Below are 14830 nucleotides of genomic sequence, written 5' to 3'. Positions count from 1 at the left end.
TATGTCAGAAGAGCAACAACCCAAAACAGAGAACGAAAAAACTCAACTGACTCAGCCACTCAAAAAAGGGCTGGAAAAAGGGATCCATGGTGGAAAAAAGGCCATCGGTATTGGAATAAAAATCAGTAATTTTATTACTAACATTCCTTTTATTGCACATCTTATTCGCACTGCCGAACGCTTTACTGACAGAATGGGAAATCAGTTTGGCGCCGCTATTACCTATTTTTCATTTTTATCATTAATCCCCGTATTAATGCTTTCCTTTGCTTGTGCGGGTTTCATTTTAGCCTCAAATCCAGATTTACTCGCTAAATTAATCACCGGTGTCGCAAATAGCATTGACGATCCAACGCTTGCATCTACGGTTCAACAAAGTATTGATACCGCAGTTCGCCAGCGTACAACCGTTGGTTTAACCGGTTTAGCGATTGCACTTTATTCTGGTGTTAATTGGGTGGGTAATTTGCGCCAAGCTATTCTGGCGCAATCGCGCCCCGTTTGGGAAAGAAATAAAGAAGAACAAGAGAAAATCTATTTCCGTTATTTTCGTGACTTTTTAGCGCTAATTGGCTTACTTTTCGCGTTAATTTTTACTATTACGCTAACATCTGTGGCGGGTTCAGCCCAAAGAATGATTGTTCATACATTGGGATTAGACGGTATTGAATGGCTAACGCCAGTATGGACAACAATAGGTTTAACTATTTCCATCACTGCAAACTACTTACTCTTTTTATGGATATTATGGATCCTACCTCGCCATCAGCCAAAACGAATTTCACTTATTAAAGGCACACTTATCGCTGCTATTGGTTTTGAAATATTGAAATCAGTCATGACATGGATGCTACCGAAAATCGCAAGCTCACCTTCAGGTGCTGCATTTGGTTCAGTGATAGGTTTGATGGCTTTCTTCTACTTTTTTGCCCGATTAACACTCTTTTGTGCCGCGTGGATCGCCACTGATGGCCCAAATATGCGTAAAGAACAGTTGTCTGAAACGCAATCAACATCTTAACTTTATGATAAAACTATATGGTTAATTCCCTACATTAACCGCCTATAAATAACATAATAAGGAAAAACAATGCCATACGTTAATATTAAAATTACACGCGAAGGTGCAACCGCTGAGCAAAAAGAGCAACTGATTGCGGGAGCAACACAACTTTTGGTTGATGTATTAGGCAAAAATCCAGCAACTACCGTTGTAGTCATTGATGAAGTTGAAACAGATAACTGGGGAATAGGCGGTAAAACAGTAACAGAATTACGAGCAGCAACAAAAAGTAAATAAAAAGTTTCTGCAATATAAATAAAGGGTGTCAAAGTACACCCTTTTTGCTGATTTATTTTCCTGACAGATAAGGAAGTAACTATGGTTAAATCAATGACTGATGCTTTTCATGCTTTACCTTCAGCAAGCGCTATCTATATTACAGGTGCAGGCATTCAGTACCCTTTTGGTATGGCTCACGGGTTTGCTGACGAAAGTACCCAGAAAAAATTAACTGTAGATACCCCCTTTCGCATCGCTAGTAATACAAAAACCTTTCTCGCAGCCGCTTTTTTACGTTTATGGGAACAAGGTGCTTTATCCCTTGATAATGATATAACTAAATATTTAAGTGCTAATTATCAACAGACATTATTAGAGCTAGGGTATGATCTTAAAACCATTACACTACGCCATTTATTAAGCCATAGCAGTGGTTTACTCGATCATGCAAATGAATCTTACCTTGAAGAAGTGATTAAAGATCCCTCTCATAAATGGACACGAGAAGAACAAATAGCGCGCTATGCTCAACAAGGCTTTCCCATTATTCCTGCGGGAAAACGCTTCATTTATTCAGATACTGGATACATTTTGTTAGGTGATATCCTTTCTCAGTTTATGAGAAAAAATATGGCCACCGCTGTTCGTGAATTATTGCATTTTCAAGACTTAGATTTACCACAAACGTGGTGGGAAGATTTAGAACAACAACCTAAGCATCCTAAAGCGCGAGCTAGACAATTTGCAGGTGAGCATGAAGGTACTCATATTGATGCCTCAATGGATGCTTTTGGCGGTGGCGGGCTTGTGATGACAACCCTTGAGTTAGCTAAATTTACAGCTGACCTCTTCGAAGATAGAGTTTACTTGCATCCATCAACCTTAAAAGAGATGAAATGGCAAGGCTCACATACAGGTGCTGCAAATTATCGTTTAGGTCTAATGGCCGAAGAAACTGAGCTAGGCACACTTTACTATCACCTGGGTTATTGGGGCTCGGCAGCTTACTATTTACCTGAAAAAAAGATTGCTATTGCAGGTTTTACAACTCAAAGAAATAATCGTGATGATCTAATAGCCATTATTAAAGAAGCGTTTAAACGCCTTTAAAATCAAAAAACAAAAAGCCAAAAATGTATCAATAACACTTTTGGCTTTTTGTTTATTTTATGACTGATATATTTTCAATATCTGTCTATCTCTGTTCTATTACTGTTTATTTGGCGCTGTTGTTACCACTGGCGTTGTTACAGCAGACGCAGGTGTATTTGCCGTTTCTGGATGAACTTGCTTTTCAAATTGAATACGTAATTCACCTAAATTTACGGTTGGCGTTTCACCACTTTGTGTTAATACAAAAGCAATATCTTCAGATAAAATTCTTGAAAGTTCCTGATTTAATGTCTCTTTTGTTAAACCCGCTAAAAAGGCTTGGCGTAAACGTTGATATTGTTCAGGAGGAATATCAATAATATTGCTTTGTTGTGATAACAGACGCTGATTAATTAAAATCGCCGTGCTGGTTTTTGCATAACGTGCAAACAACTGAGTTAATTGGAGTTGTTTCTCTTGTTGCAACTCTTGATATAACTCATCGCTGATACCTTGATTACGCAAACGGCCTAATTCTTCACCTACCCATGATGCTAACGCAGGAATGTGCGCTGTGGCAGTATCAAGATTTAAAGAACAGCTTGCTCGTTGATATTGTACACGACAATCTATGTTAATCTGAGTGCTGTCGTTTTCTTTACGTTGTTCAAGGCTACGACCTAAATGCACAAAAATCACTTCACGAGCTAAATCACTTAACCAATATTTATTTAACGTATCAGAGTCTTTTACTGGCGACCAGTCTAAATCCCAAATTAAAGCAATTTGGTCTTTTGCACGCATAGGCTCTTGCACATATAACGTTTCAGGTTTCATATCGGCAAGAACAGGTACTGGAACGGGTGTGACACGCTTGCCTGATAGTGATGAAAAGGCCTGATTAATACTTTCAGTTAATAATCGATTATCAACATTACCTGCAACATAAAGCGTCATCATATCTGGGGTATACCAACGTTGCTGATAATCTGACAACTCTTTAGTATTTACAGATTGATTAACAGGTTTTCCCGGATTGTGGCCTTTTAAATTAGAGCCTTCAAGACGTGAACGCCAGATAGGATCTTCAATATTAAGAGGAAACGTTACAATTGGAAGTGGCGATTGCACTGCGTTACGAACCGCATCTTCAGTATATTGTGCAGGCTTAGCAATTCCTGCTAACAATGCAAAAGCATCCTTTAACAGCTCAGGCTGATTATTCGGTAAGCTTAAATTATAAACAGTAAAATCATATGAAACGATCATTGGAGGCAGCGGATAGTCAGGATCTAACGCATTTTTCCATAAATTATCGCGTTTTTCTGGTGTTAAACCTGTATTTTCCAAAACGTTAAGTTTGGACACTAAGGATGAAAAACCCGTTTCACTGCTTTTTTCTGACAAAGAGCCCGTATTGACTAATAAACGGATCTGTATTCTATCATTTGGGCGTTGCGGTGTTTGTAAGATTTGCCACTGAAAGCCATTTGCTAGTCGCCCTTCTTGCCAAGCCGGATCAGGCTGTAAAGCCTCCGCTTGAACTTGGCAAACAACAGCGCCAAACATAACGCTTCCCAATAAAATTCGTGTCATTACACCCTGCATGTGAACCTCTGTTGTATTAATCCTTGGTATTAAACCACTTATGAGGTTTAACAATAAGTGCCAAAAGACATGTTAGATGTTGGATATCTATTTTTTGTATTATCATTCTTTATCACCACAGAAACATGAAATAAAATCACTATAGTGATTAGACTCATTATGGCGTAAGAAGGTTCAGGTCTTCGGCAATTTTTGATCAGATTTTTGATGATTATATCCTTTAACCAGCAAACCAATCTCATCATCACAATGTGATTTTGGACAAGATAACGCTGAAACTTGGCTATCTTTATTGAGAGTGACGGCAATTTGGCGTAACGGTTTCACAACAATACGATTAATACACCAACTAATAGCAACCGTTAGAATAAGCCCCATCAACAGATATGTTGTTAGCATCAATGCAACTGTATTACTGGCAAAACGATAAAAACGATTTGTGTCAGCCTGTAAAATGAGATGACCACCATAGGACTTATCATCTGTTGAAGTAATACCTAAAGGCTGTAAAGGAATAACAGCTTCAACGGGAATACCAAAAAGCCAACTTGAGAATTCAGAGACTTCTTTCTTAGGTGCAAAATCTAAATTCATCACTTGCACATTTTCGGGTTGCATGACAATCGCTTTACCCAAAATACCCGTCGCTTTTAGTGCAACTATTTGTTGTTTAGCATCGCTCAAATCTGATCGTAACAATGCATCAGCGAGTGGTTGCTGAATACTTACACCGGCATTAAAAAGCTGATTTTGATAATCTTCACGGCGTTGATCAATCAAATAAACAAGTTGAATACTGATAAAAATAGCAATAGTCACCAACGTAACGCCCGCAACAGCGGCCATCTGTTTTATTGTTAATGAATGTTTAAGATGAGGTTTCATCGTTGCTATTTCCGGTAACCATGCTTGAACAAAGGGGATTATACTGTATTTTTTCGATTATGTATCACTCTCAATAAAGAAAATAACATTATAAAAAGCGCCTATCCATTAAAATGGAAGTAGATAAATATATAATTATTATTATTTGAGTATAGTTATAAGATAAAAATAGTAAAATAAAAATAAAACCTGACTCTCTCTTTATTATTTACAACAAATCCACTTTATTTTAATAAAAAGATACAATTCACTAAAAAGCAGTATAATATATAAAATTAAACGCTACAAACTGCTTATTTCCAAGTTAAAAAACAAGGTTAAGCGTAATGCAATTATTAATAAAAAACATTATTTTCCTTTAATATCATGAGGTTTACACTTTATAAAAAACTACATAAATATAATATTTTATATTTATAAAATTATTATTAGATTGTTTAATTAAAATTAACCAAAAATTATTAAATAAAAAAATAAGAACAATATAAATCAGTATATTGTTCTTATTTAATGAGATAAATTTATTTAAACTATCGCGCTATCTTGCTCCACCGCAAAACAAGCAATAAGCTGACCGTTATACTCTTTTAATGTTGGCTGTAATTGATTACATGGACCAAATGCGCGACGACAACGTGCCGCAAAAGCACAACCTGGTGGCGGATTTAATGGGCTTGGTAATTCTCCCGTTAATTTAATACGCTCTCTTCTTAATTCAGGCGTCAGTCTTGGTGTTGCTGATAATAATGCCTGCGTATAAGGATGTTGTGGGTTTTCAAAAATTTGCGCTTTTGTTCCTTTTTCTACACAACGTCCTAAATACATCACAATAACTTCATCTGCAATATGCTCAACAACCGAAAGATCATGGGAAATAAAAACATAAGAGAGCCCCATGTCTTGTTGTAGATCCATCATCAAATTCAGTACTTGAGCACGAACTGATACATCCAGAGCAGAAACCGGCTCATCCGCTACCACAATGTCTGGATCAAGCATCAAGCCACGCGCAATAGCAATACGCTGACGTTGACCACCAGAAAACATATGTGGGTATCGGCTATAATGTTCTGTTTTTAATCCCACTTTAGCCATCATTGATAATACTTTCTCTTTACGTTCAGAGGCATTCAGTGTTGTATTGATCAATAAAGGCTCTTCTAAAATTTGCCCTACTTTTTTACGCGGGTTCAATGAGCCATAAGGATTTTGAAACACAATTTGGATCTTTTGGCGACGTAACTTCTCAGCCGATTTATCTTTAATTAACAGATTTTGCCCACGATAAGAAAGTTCACCTGAAGTAGGAACCTCAATCATTGTTAATAATCGACCTAATGTGGATTTACCACATCCTGACTCACCAACAACAGCCAACGTTTTACCGCGCTCTAATTCAAAAGAGACACCATCAAGAGCTTTAACTGTTCTTTCTTTTGAAAACAACCCGCCTTTTACGCTGTAATACTTCGCTAAATTAACCGCTTTTAATAAGGGAGTTGATATATTTAGATTAACTTCAGCCATGGGTAGGTTCCCCTGCATTATCTAACGGTGTATGGCACTTCACACGGTGCATTCCTAATTCTTTTAATTCAGGCTCAATCTTATAACACTCATCATGAGCATATGGGCAACGTGGATTGAGTAAACAACCTGTTGGTCGATCATAACGCCCCGGTACAACGCCCGGTAACGATGCTAATCGCGATTTATTACTCGCGAACTCAGGAAGTGCTCTTAATAATGCTTGTGTATAAGGATGACGAGGCGCTTTAAAAATTTCTGATGCTTTTCCGGACTCCACGACTTGCCCCGCATACATCACAATAATGGTGTCTGCCGCTTCTGCCACTAATGCTAGGTCATGGGTGATCAACACTAGCGCCATATTTTCTTGTTTTTGTAAATCAAGCAAAAGCTCTATAATTTGAGCCTGAATAGTCACATCCAGTGCCGTAGTCGGTTCGTCAGCAATCAATAATTTAGGGCGACAAGCGATCGCCATTGCGATCATTACACGTTGACTCATTCCCCCCGAAAGCTGGTGTGGATAGACATCTAAGCGAGAAGCAGGATCAGGAATCCCCACCAGCGTTAAAAGGTCTATAGCACGTTGTTTACGCGTTTTACGACTTCCTCCTTGATGGACTTTTAACGCTTCCATAATTTGGTAGCCAACCGTAAAGCAAGGATTTAAGCTTGTCATCGGATCTTGGAAAATCATCGCAACATCAGCACCGACTAAATTGCGTCGTTCTGATTCAGAGATTTTCATCAGATCTCTACCATCAAAATAGAGCTCTTGTGCACTCACTCGCCCTGGGAAATCGATAAGCCCCATAATCGCCAATGAACTGACTGATTTGCCTGAACCTGATTCCCCTACGATACCGACCACTTGCCCTTCTTCAACTTGATAACTAATTCGGTCTACCGCTTTAAACGGAGTATCTTCATCACCAAAGTGAACAGATAATTGATTAATATTTAGCAATGTCATGTTCTTACTCCGTTACTGCTTTAATTTCGGATCAAGTGCATCTCGTAAACCATCACCCATTAAGTTAAAGGCTAATACGGTAAACAAAATCGCCAAACCAGGAAACGTCACAACCCACCATGCACTTTGTGTAAACTGCAACACATCAGATAACATGGTTCCCCATTCAGGTGTTGGTGGTTGCGCGCCCATGCCTAAAAAGCCCAATGCCGCCATATCTAAAATGGCATTAGAAAAACCTAAAGAGGCTTGAACAATTAAAGGTGCAAGGCAGTTAGGTAATATATTGATAAACATCTGACGCAGTGAACCCGCGCCTGCAACACGAGAAGCAATCACATAATCGCGATTAACTTCAATTAACACAGCAGCACGAGTGAGTCGAACATAATGCGGTAAAGCAACAAAAGTTAACGCGATAGAAGCATTAACAATAGAGGGGCCAAAAATAGCGACCAATACTAACGCCAATAATAAACTGGGTAATGCCAGCATGATATCAACGACACGCATAATGCCGATATCCACAAGTCCACCAAAATAACCCGCGACCAGCCCTAGAATAATTCCTAAAATAAGTGATAGCACGACAACAATACAGCCCACCAATAATGAAAGGCGAGCACCAAACATTAATCGAGAAAGAATATCGCGCCCAACATCATCAGTACCTAGAATAAATTGCCAACTTCCCCCTTCTTGCCAAACAGGAGGTGCTAATAAGAAGTCACGAAATTGCTCATTAGGGGCATGAGGTGCAAGAAAACCAGCCAGTAATGCAATAAGCAACATAATTACAATATAGATTAACCCTACAACGGCCCCTTTATTTTGTTTAAAGTAGTGCCAAAATTCTTGGAAGGGCGTCATGGGAGCCGGTGCACTGATGACCGGTGTTACTTTATTTTCAGTCATTATGCATTCCTTATTTTTTATGGCGAATACGAGGATTCACAATGCCATAAAGAACATCAACCAACAGATTGACAAAGATAATCATCGTTGCAATTAAAAGCACACCACCTTGAACAACGGGATAGTCACGTCGCTGTAAGGCATCAATTAACCAGCGTCCTAATCCCGGCCATGAGAAAATAGTCTCTGTTAAGATTGCACCAGCCAGCATTGTTCCGACCTGTAATCCAATAACAGTGACAACAGGCAACATCGCATTGCGTAGTGCGTGGATAAGAATGACGCGAGCGCGACTTAAGCCTTTTGCTCGAGCAGTACGAATATAATCTTCGCCTAATACTTCAAGCATTGAAGAACGCGTCATACGCACAATAACAGCTAAAGGAATAGTTCCTAATACAATGGCAGGTAAAATAATGTGATGAACTGCATCTAAGAAATCCCCTTCTTCACCCCAAATAAAGGTATCAATCAGCATAAATCCCGTAAGTGGATTACTGTCATCTAAAAAGACACTATCAGCGAGGCGTCCAGAGACAGGGGTTAGGTCTAATTTAACAGACACTAACATGATTAACATGATCCCCCACCAGAAGATTGGCATAGAATAACCGGCTAATGACACACTAATCGCAGTATGATCAAAGATAGAGCCACGTTTTACCGCAGCCAAAACACCAACAGGGATCCCAACCGAAACCGCAAAAATCATGGCGCAAACACCAAGTTCTAAAGTGGCTTTAAAGCGAGGTAAAAATTCATCCCATACAGGAATACGACTTTTTAATGAGATACCTAAATCACCGTGGAAAATGCCATTTAGGTAATTGATATATTGTTGCCATAAAGGCTTATCCAGCCCCAACTCTGCCATTAAATAAGCATGTCGTTCTGGAGATAGTCCACGCTCACCCGCCATAATCATTACCGGATCACCGGGAATAAGATGAACGAAAATAAAGGTCAGTAATGTAATTCCGATAAACGTAGGGATCACAAGTCCCAAACGTTGAAGGATAAATTGCAGCATATCCTAATTCTCTTTTCAAACATCAGCTGAAAGATAGCGCTGATAAATCAGGGGAAAGTCCCCTGCGCTCACAGTGTACTGAATGTATTCGTTATTATTGAATAGCGGTGTCTTTCATAAAGAAAGACACCGTACTTAAAGCAACCCAACGATTAGGTATTGCTCTTATTTAAGGGAGACATTCTCGAAGTGATGTTTGCCTAATGGATCAACCACGTAGTTTTCTACTTTTTTACTCACTGGTTCATAAACAGTCGAGTGAGCAATAATTAAAGCAGGTGCTTGATCATGCATCACAACTTGAGCTTGTTTGTAAAGTTCAACACGTTTGTCGTGATCGGCAGTGATCCGTGCTGGCTGGATCAGATCTTCAAATGGCTTATAGCACCATTTTGAATAGTTCGAACCTTGCTCTTTTGCTGCACAGCTAAATAGCGTAGCGAAGAAGTTATCAGGATCCCCGTTATCACCAGTCCAACCCATCATAACCGCTTGGTGTTCACCGGATTTAGCACGCTTGAGATATTCTCCCCACTCGTAACTGACAATTTTGGTTTTAACACCAATTTTTTCCCAATCCGCTTGTACCATCTCAGCCATACGACGAGCATTTGGGTTATAAGGGCGCTGTACTGGCATTGCCCATAAATCAATAGTAAAACCTTCTGCAAGACCCGCTTCTTTTAACAATGCTTTCGCTTTTTCAGGGTTATATTCGTAATCGACGATCTCATCGTTATAACTCCACATTGTAGGAGGAATGAGGTTTTTGGCTTTCTGGCCCGCACCTTGATAAACCGCTTCAATAATGGCGTCTTTATTCACCGCCATACTTAATGCTTGGCGAACTTTTTGGTTATCCAGTGGTTTTTTCTCAACGTTAAAAGAGATATAACCCACATTTAAGCCCGGTTGTTCTAACAAATTGATATCGCTATTTTGTTTCATCTTCGCAATATCAGCAGGATTTGGGAAAGGCATCGCCTGACACTCACCTTTTTGCAGTTTTGCATATCGAACGGAGGCATCAGGTGTAATAGAGAAGACTAAACGGTCAATATCTGGTTTTTTACCCCAATATTGGTCATTGGCTTTATAAAGAATACGAGAATCTTTTTGATATTGTTGTAATTGAAAAGGGCCTGTACCGATAGGATCAAGATCTACTTTCTCAGGTGTACCTGCTTTCATCATATTATCCGCATATTCAGCAGATAATATGGATGCAAAGTCCATTGCCATATCAGCAATAAAAGGGGCTTCTGAACGAGTTAAAACAAAGCGAACGGTATGATCATCAACTTTCTCGATCTTCTCGATCATGTTGTTCATATCCATTCCGGAGAAATATTCGTAACTTCCACCAGAGACTTTATGGTAAGGGTGTTTTGGATCCATTTGACGCATAAACGTGTACATCACGTCATCCGCATTAAATTCACGAGTTGGCTTAAAAGTCTTACTACTATGCCAATTCACCCCTTTACGTAAATGGAAGGTATACACTTTACCATCATCGCTCACATCCCAGCTTTCAGCTAAGCCTGGAATAATTTCTGTTGTACCCAATTTAAATTCAACTAAACGGTTATAAATAGGCACTGAACTTGCGTCATAGGTTGTTCCTGAGGTAAATAACTGTGGATTAAATCCTTCAGGTGAACCTTCAGAGCAATACACCAATGTTTTAGCCTGCACACCCGCAGAAACAGCTAATGCGAGCAATCCAATTGTGGCGGTCAAAATTCCTGTCTGTTTTTTGGAGCTTTTCATCATTACTCTCCGAAATTGTTCTGTTGTGTTTTGGTTTCCTGTTTAAAAACGGAATACCTTTTTATTTTGTCATTGTTCAATTAACCAACTGTATTCCCTTACGTCAATAAGGTATTAGAAGGTAAAAAGAACTCGTTATAAACACAAATGAAACAAATATCGAACAAACTCAGAATAAAAAAATAAGTATCTGGCTAATATCTAGTCAAAAAAACCACATATCAAAAAATACTTAAGTGAAATAACTATTTTAAAAAAAGCCATAATTTGTGATTGAACGCTTAAATATTAAACGAATATATTGAAATGAAACAAAGAAATGGATGATTTATTCTGTTAGTCCTAAAAAATAACACCACTACATAGAAGATAATCAGTGCAATACTAAGTTAACTTAAAAAGAGAAAAATACCTTTTTCTCTTTTTAACTACGAGTATGCTATATAACCCAATAATCTATAGTTATTTATCAAATAACTTATAAAATCAATGGTAGAAAATATAAAATAAACGGCCAAAATCAGAAGTTAAATTGGGCATTGAAATTGAACTGTGATCCTGTTGCTTTGCTACTAGAAGGTGCCGATAACGGTATACTCCATATTAACTGATAACTCAGTTGCTTAAAGCTCCCTTCTAGCCCTGTTGCCGCACCAACCAAATATTTATTTTTATTATAAAAAACGTTTTTTCTCTCTTCTGATACGGAACCATAATCTATTGCAGAGAATAGCATTTGATTATTAAAGGGTGTAAGCCAAGTAACCTTATGTCGGGAAACAAACTGATTTGCATCAGAATAACCTTTGCCTGAGTCAAAACCATACACACTATATAAACCGCCAATATTTGCTTTATCTAATAACCCATCAATATCCGATCGAGTGAGTTGAAACATTATTTCTGGCTGATAAAAAAATAACTGTGAATTAATTTTAAAAGGAATTAACGCTTCTAAATTAATATTAAAGATTGGCACACCATTAAGTGAATCTATCGGAGAAAGTTTAGCGCCAGGAATAAAAACGCTCTGCTTATAATTAAATTTAGTATTAAGATAACCCCCTCTCATAAAACGATAATTTTGCTCAATACCAGCATTAACATAAGGGCTACGACGCTCATGTACTGATAAGCGATAGCCTGACATTTCATTTCGATAAGTGTAATATTGAATTCCTCCTTTTAAAGTCACTGTACGCTGAGTTGAGGGTTTAAACTGACGCTGGATCTCAAAGGAAAGAAGTTGTTGACGCGTTTTTTGTAACTCTTTTGTCGTTTCCGATATTCTACGTTTTGATCCAATATCATAACCAAATAATGTCGCACGCCAATAATGATAAGGCACCTGCCATAAAAAGATCTGCTTTTTGATACCTCTTGATTTTAAGGTATCAAGTTGACTTGAAAGAATAACCATTAATGAGTCATTAAGTTGCGCTAAATTACCAAAGCTTAACCTTGTAGTACCAAATAGATCCCCGTAAATTTTTTGCTCTTTATTATCAATCGATACCGAGCCCGCCATTGTTCTTTTTCCAACTTGAGAAAGAGAAATTATCGACTCATTTTCTTTTGATGAGGGTTCTATCTGAATTTTGACATTACTTTTAGGAACAGCTTTGAAATTTTCAGCACCCTGTTCAATATCTTTAATATTTAAAATATCGCCTTTTTTTATAGGCATGGCCTGTGAGATCAAATAGTGTTTATCTGTCGCTATGTTAGAAACAATACCTTGCACTCTCCCGACATTTAATATGATATCCAATACCTTATCATCAGCATAAAGATCAACGTTACCCACCTCACTCGTTACATAACCGGCATCATAAAGCATCGCATTAAGAATATTGATATCTTGTTCTAATAATGACTGCGAATGACAATGCCCTATTAATGCAGCTTGCCATTTCGCAACTTGGCGTTGTAATGATGGAGAAGAAAATTCCTCCAAATGATGAATTTTTACCTGTTTGATTGAAAAACATGGCAAAGAAGGCGTAACAAACTCCATTTTATTTTGTTGCGCTAAATTCACTAAAGAGACACTGTCATTTTGTTGTAGTAAGTCATCTCTAAGTTGTGTCTCTGTTGGTAAATCTACTGGTACGGGAAGATCGATATGACTTTCATTCGCTACAGAGAAAAAGGCACAACACCATAAAATACAGTAGATTAGAATAGACAACTCAATACGCATTCAATTTACACTCTTATATAGGAAATAGGAGTGTTATGTATATTTAAAGAGAAACCAAAAAGATTTATAAAAAACGTCTTTTACCTACATAGGTGCCAATAATGCAACCATGCTTATTTATCTGAAAGTAAAACGAGATGATTAATGAAGAGATGCCCAAAACGACAAAACCCCGCTTTAAAAGCGGGGTTTCTTAATATGGTCGGCGAGAGAGGATTCGAACCTCCGACCCACTGGTCCCAAACCAGTTGCGCTACCAGGCTGCGCTACTCGCCGAAAACGAGGTGCATCTTACTGCCAGAAACCCACTCCGTCAATACTTTTTTAGTATCACCTGACTGTTCGTATGGTTTTCGACCAAAATGGTTGATTTTTAACTTTTTTATCATAAACAAGAGGGGATTTTTAGCGTTATTGTAACAAGCTTAGCTTTCTTTCTTCGCTTTACTATGGCTTTCTTTACGTTATCTATAAAATATGAAGAAAAATAACAAATTTATTCTTAATTATTATCGTCTAATTAGTGTACTTTTTATATAATTCCATTATGTCAAATAAGGTGGGTAATTTAGAGAATGAAACAATGTTGGTGGGGTGTCGCATTACTTTTACTGTCAATCACACTTCCAGCTCAAGCATCTACAGCTCATGCTTGCCGAGTGTACTTTAAAGAAGCGGATAAATTTATTCAGTACATTTCTGAAAGAGAAGATCTAAAACATAATATGCCGGAGATTAAAGCTAACTTCGAGCAAAGCAAAAAACAGATAATGACAGCACCTCTGGCAGAACAAAAAGTGATATGTGACAAGGAAATGCAAGAGCTTAATAGTTTGAATAAAATGTTTGGCCCTAAAGAAGAAACAGCACTAAATAAATAATCAAATAGATAATGACTAAATATAATTACTTATTTAGTATTTAGTCATTAATTTGATATTAATTCTTATTTTCATGATTATTATTCGCCGTTTTACTTTCCAATCTTTTTATACGTTCTTTAGGTGAATTATCACTTTTATCATCACCTTGAGTATAATAATCATAGGGTAATAATAAAGTATCTAATACGGCACTAAAAGGGAGATCGAGAATAACCAATGGCTTCATAGCCCATCCGGTTTCATCATCTTTTAGCATTGTCATGTTATTTTTTGTCCCTGAATAAAGTTCTTTATTCGGGCCTGCATGAGTCATAACACTTGAGCAGCCTGTCAGTAATGTCGTCAAAAATGTGACTAATGTTAAATTTTTACTTGTCGTTCTGAATATCATAGGGCACCTATAAAACGAGAGCTGTAGTCAACGCTTTTTATCATATAGTTAAACCTGTTTTCTCTTATAGGACAAGAGAAAGATGATATAAAAAAGCTTAATTTTTCAGTCATTAAATAAATAATTTTAGTGTAAGAAAGTTTCATTTTATCTAATTAAAAAAAACATAATAATACTATTAATGATTATGTTTTGATGATATTAAAATTCAACCTTCATTATTTTAAATTAACACTTTAACGCTATATTTATCTTTCTTGTCGG

General features: G+C 37.5%; 13 protein-coding genes and 1 tRNA gene. 4 read left to right on the top strand and 10 right to left on the bottom strand.

The window, feature by feature from the left end:
• The first annotated feature begins 1 nt into the window (after nucleotide 1).
• From yhjD to QSH13_RS10260, 3 genes are all read left to right on the top strand, one after another.
• Nucleotides 2-1021, top strand: coding sequence for an inner membrane protein YhjD (yhjD, locus tag QSH13_RS10270; RefSeq protein ID WP_109395877.1), 1020 nt, complete (start codon nucleotides 2-4; stop codon nucleotides 1019-1021).
• 69 nt (nucleotides 1022-1090) lie between these two features.
• Nucleotides 1091-1300 carry a 2-hydroxymuconate tautomerase family protein gene (locus tag QSH13_RS10265; protein WP_006534633.1) on the top strand — a complete coding sequence of 70 codons (210 nt, stop codon included), beginning with the start codon at nucleotides 1091-1093 and terminating at the stop codon, nucleotides 1298-1300.
• Nucleotides 1301-1381: 81 nt separating this feature from the next.
• Nucleotides 1382-2392, top strand: coding sequence for a serine hydrolase domain-containing protein (locus QSH13_RS10260; RefSeq protein ID WP_109395878.1), 1011 nt, complete (start codon nucleotides 1382-1384; stop codon nucleotides 2390-2392).
• A 99-nt stretch (nucleotides 2393-2491) separates the two neighbouring features.
• On the opposite strand, the gene QSH13_RS10255 is transcribed toward QSH13_RS10260, so the two are convergent.
• The 9 genes from QSH13_RS10255 to QSH13_RS10215 form a co-directional block, all read right to left on the bottom strand.
• Nucleotides 2492-3982: an insulinase family protein gene (locus QSH13_RS10255; protein WP_109395879.1), complete on the bottom strand. Its 1491-nt coding sequence runs from the start codon at nucleotides 3980-3982 to the stop codon at nucleotides 2492-2494.
• 174 nt (nucleotides 3983-4156) lie between these two features.
• Nucleotides 4157-4867 (bottom strand): HAMP domain-containing protein, encoded by a 711-nt coding sequence (locus QSH13_RS10250; RefSeq protein ID WP_109395880.1) that lies wholly within the window; start codon nucleotides 4865-4867, stop codon nucleotides 4157-4159.
• A gap of 525 nt (nucleotides 4868-5392) precedes the next feature.
• Nucleotides 5393-6394 carry a dipeptide ABC transporter ATP-binding subunit DppF gene (dppF, locus tag QSH13_RS10245; protein ID WP_109395881.1) on the bottom strand — a complete coding sequence of 334 codons (1002 nt, stop codon included), beginning with the start codon at nucleotides 6392-6394 and terminating at the stop codon, nucleotides 5393-5395.
• Entirely contained in the window at nucleotides 6387-7370 is a 984-nt protein-coding gene (gene dppD / locus QSH13_RS10240; RefSeq protein ID WP_109406781.1) for a dipeptide ABC transporter ATP-binding protein, read from the bottom strand. The genes dppF and dppD overlap by 8 nt, the downstream gene beginning before the upstream one ends.
• A 12-nt stretch (nucleotides 7371-7382) precedes the next feature.
• Nucleotides 7383-8285 (bottom strand): dipeptide ABC transporter permease DppC, encoded by a 903-nt coding sequence (gene dppC, locus QSH13_RS10235; protein WP_109395883.1) that lies wholly within the window; start codon nucleotides 8283-8285, stop codon nucleotides 7383-7385.
• Nucleotides 8286-8295: 10 nt separating this feature from the next.
• Entirely contained in the window at nucleotides 8296-9315 is a 1020-nt protein-coding gene (dppB, locus tag QSH13_RS10230) for a dipeptide ABC transporter permease DppB (protein ID WP_075671336.1), read from the bottom strand.
• Nucleotides 9316-9480: 165 nt separating this feature from the next.
• Nucleotides 9481-11088 (bottom strand): dipeptide ABC transporter periplasmic-binding protein DppA, encoded by a 1608-nt coding sequence (gene dppA / locus QSH13_RS10225; protein ID WP_109395884.1) that lies wholly within the window; start codon nucleotides 11086-11088, stop codon nucleotides 9481-9483.
• Between the two features lie 520 nt (nucleotides 11089-11608).
• Entirely contained in the window at nucleotides 11609-13291 is a 1683-nt protein-coding gene (locus tag QSH13_RS10220) for a ShlB/FhaC/HecB family hemolysin secretion/activation protein (protein ID WP_286039081.1), read from the bottom strand.
• A gap of 199 nt (nucleotides 13292-13490) precedes the next feature.
• Nucleotides 13491-13567, bottom strand: a tRNA-Pro gene (locus QSH13_RS10215).
• 299 nt (nucleotides 13568-13866) lie between these two features.
• Here QSH13_RS10215 and QSH13_RS10210 point away from each other — a divergent pair.
• Nucleotides 13867-14172, top strand: a complete 306-nt coding sequence (locus QSH13_RS10210) for a DUF5339 family protein (protein ID WP_109395886.1) — start codon at nucleotides 13867-13869, stop codon at nucleotides 14170-14172.
• Nucleotides 14173-14230: 58 nt separating this feature from the next.
• Here QSH13_RS10210 and QSH13_RS10205 read toward each other — a convergent pair whose 3' ends face one another.
• Nucleotides 14231-14566 (bottom strand): YceK/YidQ family lipoprotein, encoded by a 336-nt coding sequence (locus QSH13_RS10205; protein ID WP_109395887.1) that lies wholly within the window; start codon nucleotides 14564-14566, stop codon nucleotides 14231-14233.
• Nucleotides 14567-14830 lie beyond the last annotated feature (264 nt).

Source organism: Proteus faecis, from assembly GCF_030286765.1.
Lineage (GTDB): Bacteria > Pseudomonadota > Gammaproteobacteria > Enterobacterales > Enterobacteriaceae > Proteus > Proteus faecis.
The sequence above is the reverse complement of the archived record's forward strand: the minus strand, read 5'-3'. Positions and strand labels throughout refer to the sequence as shown.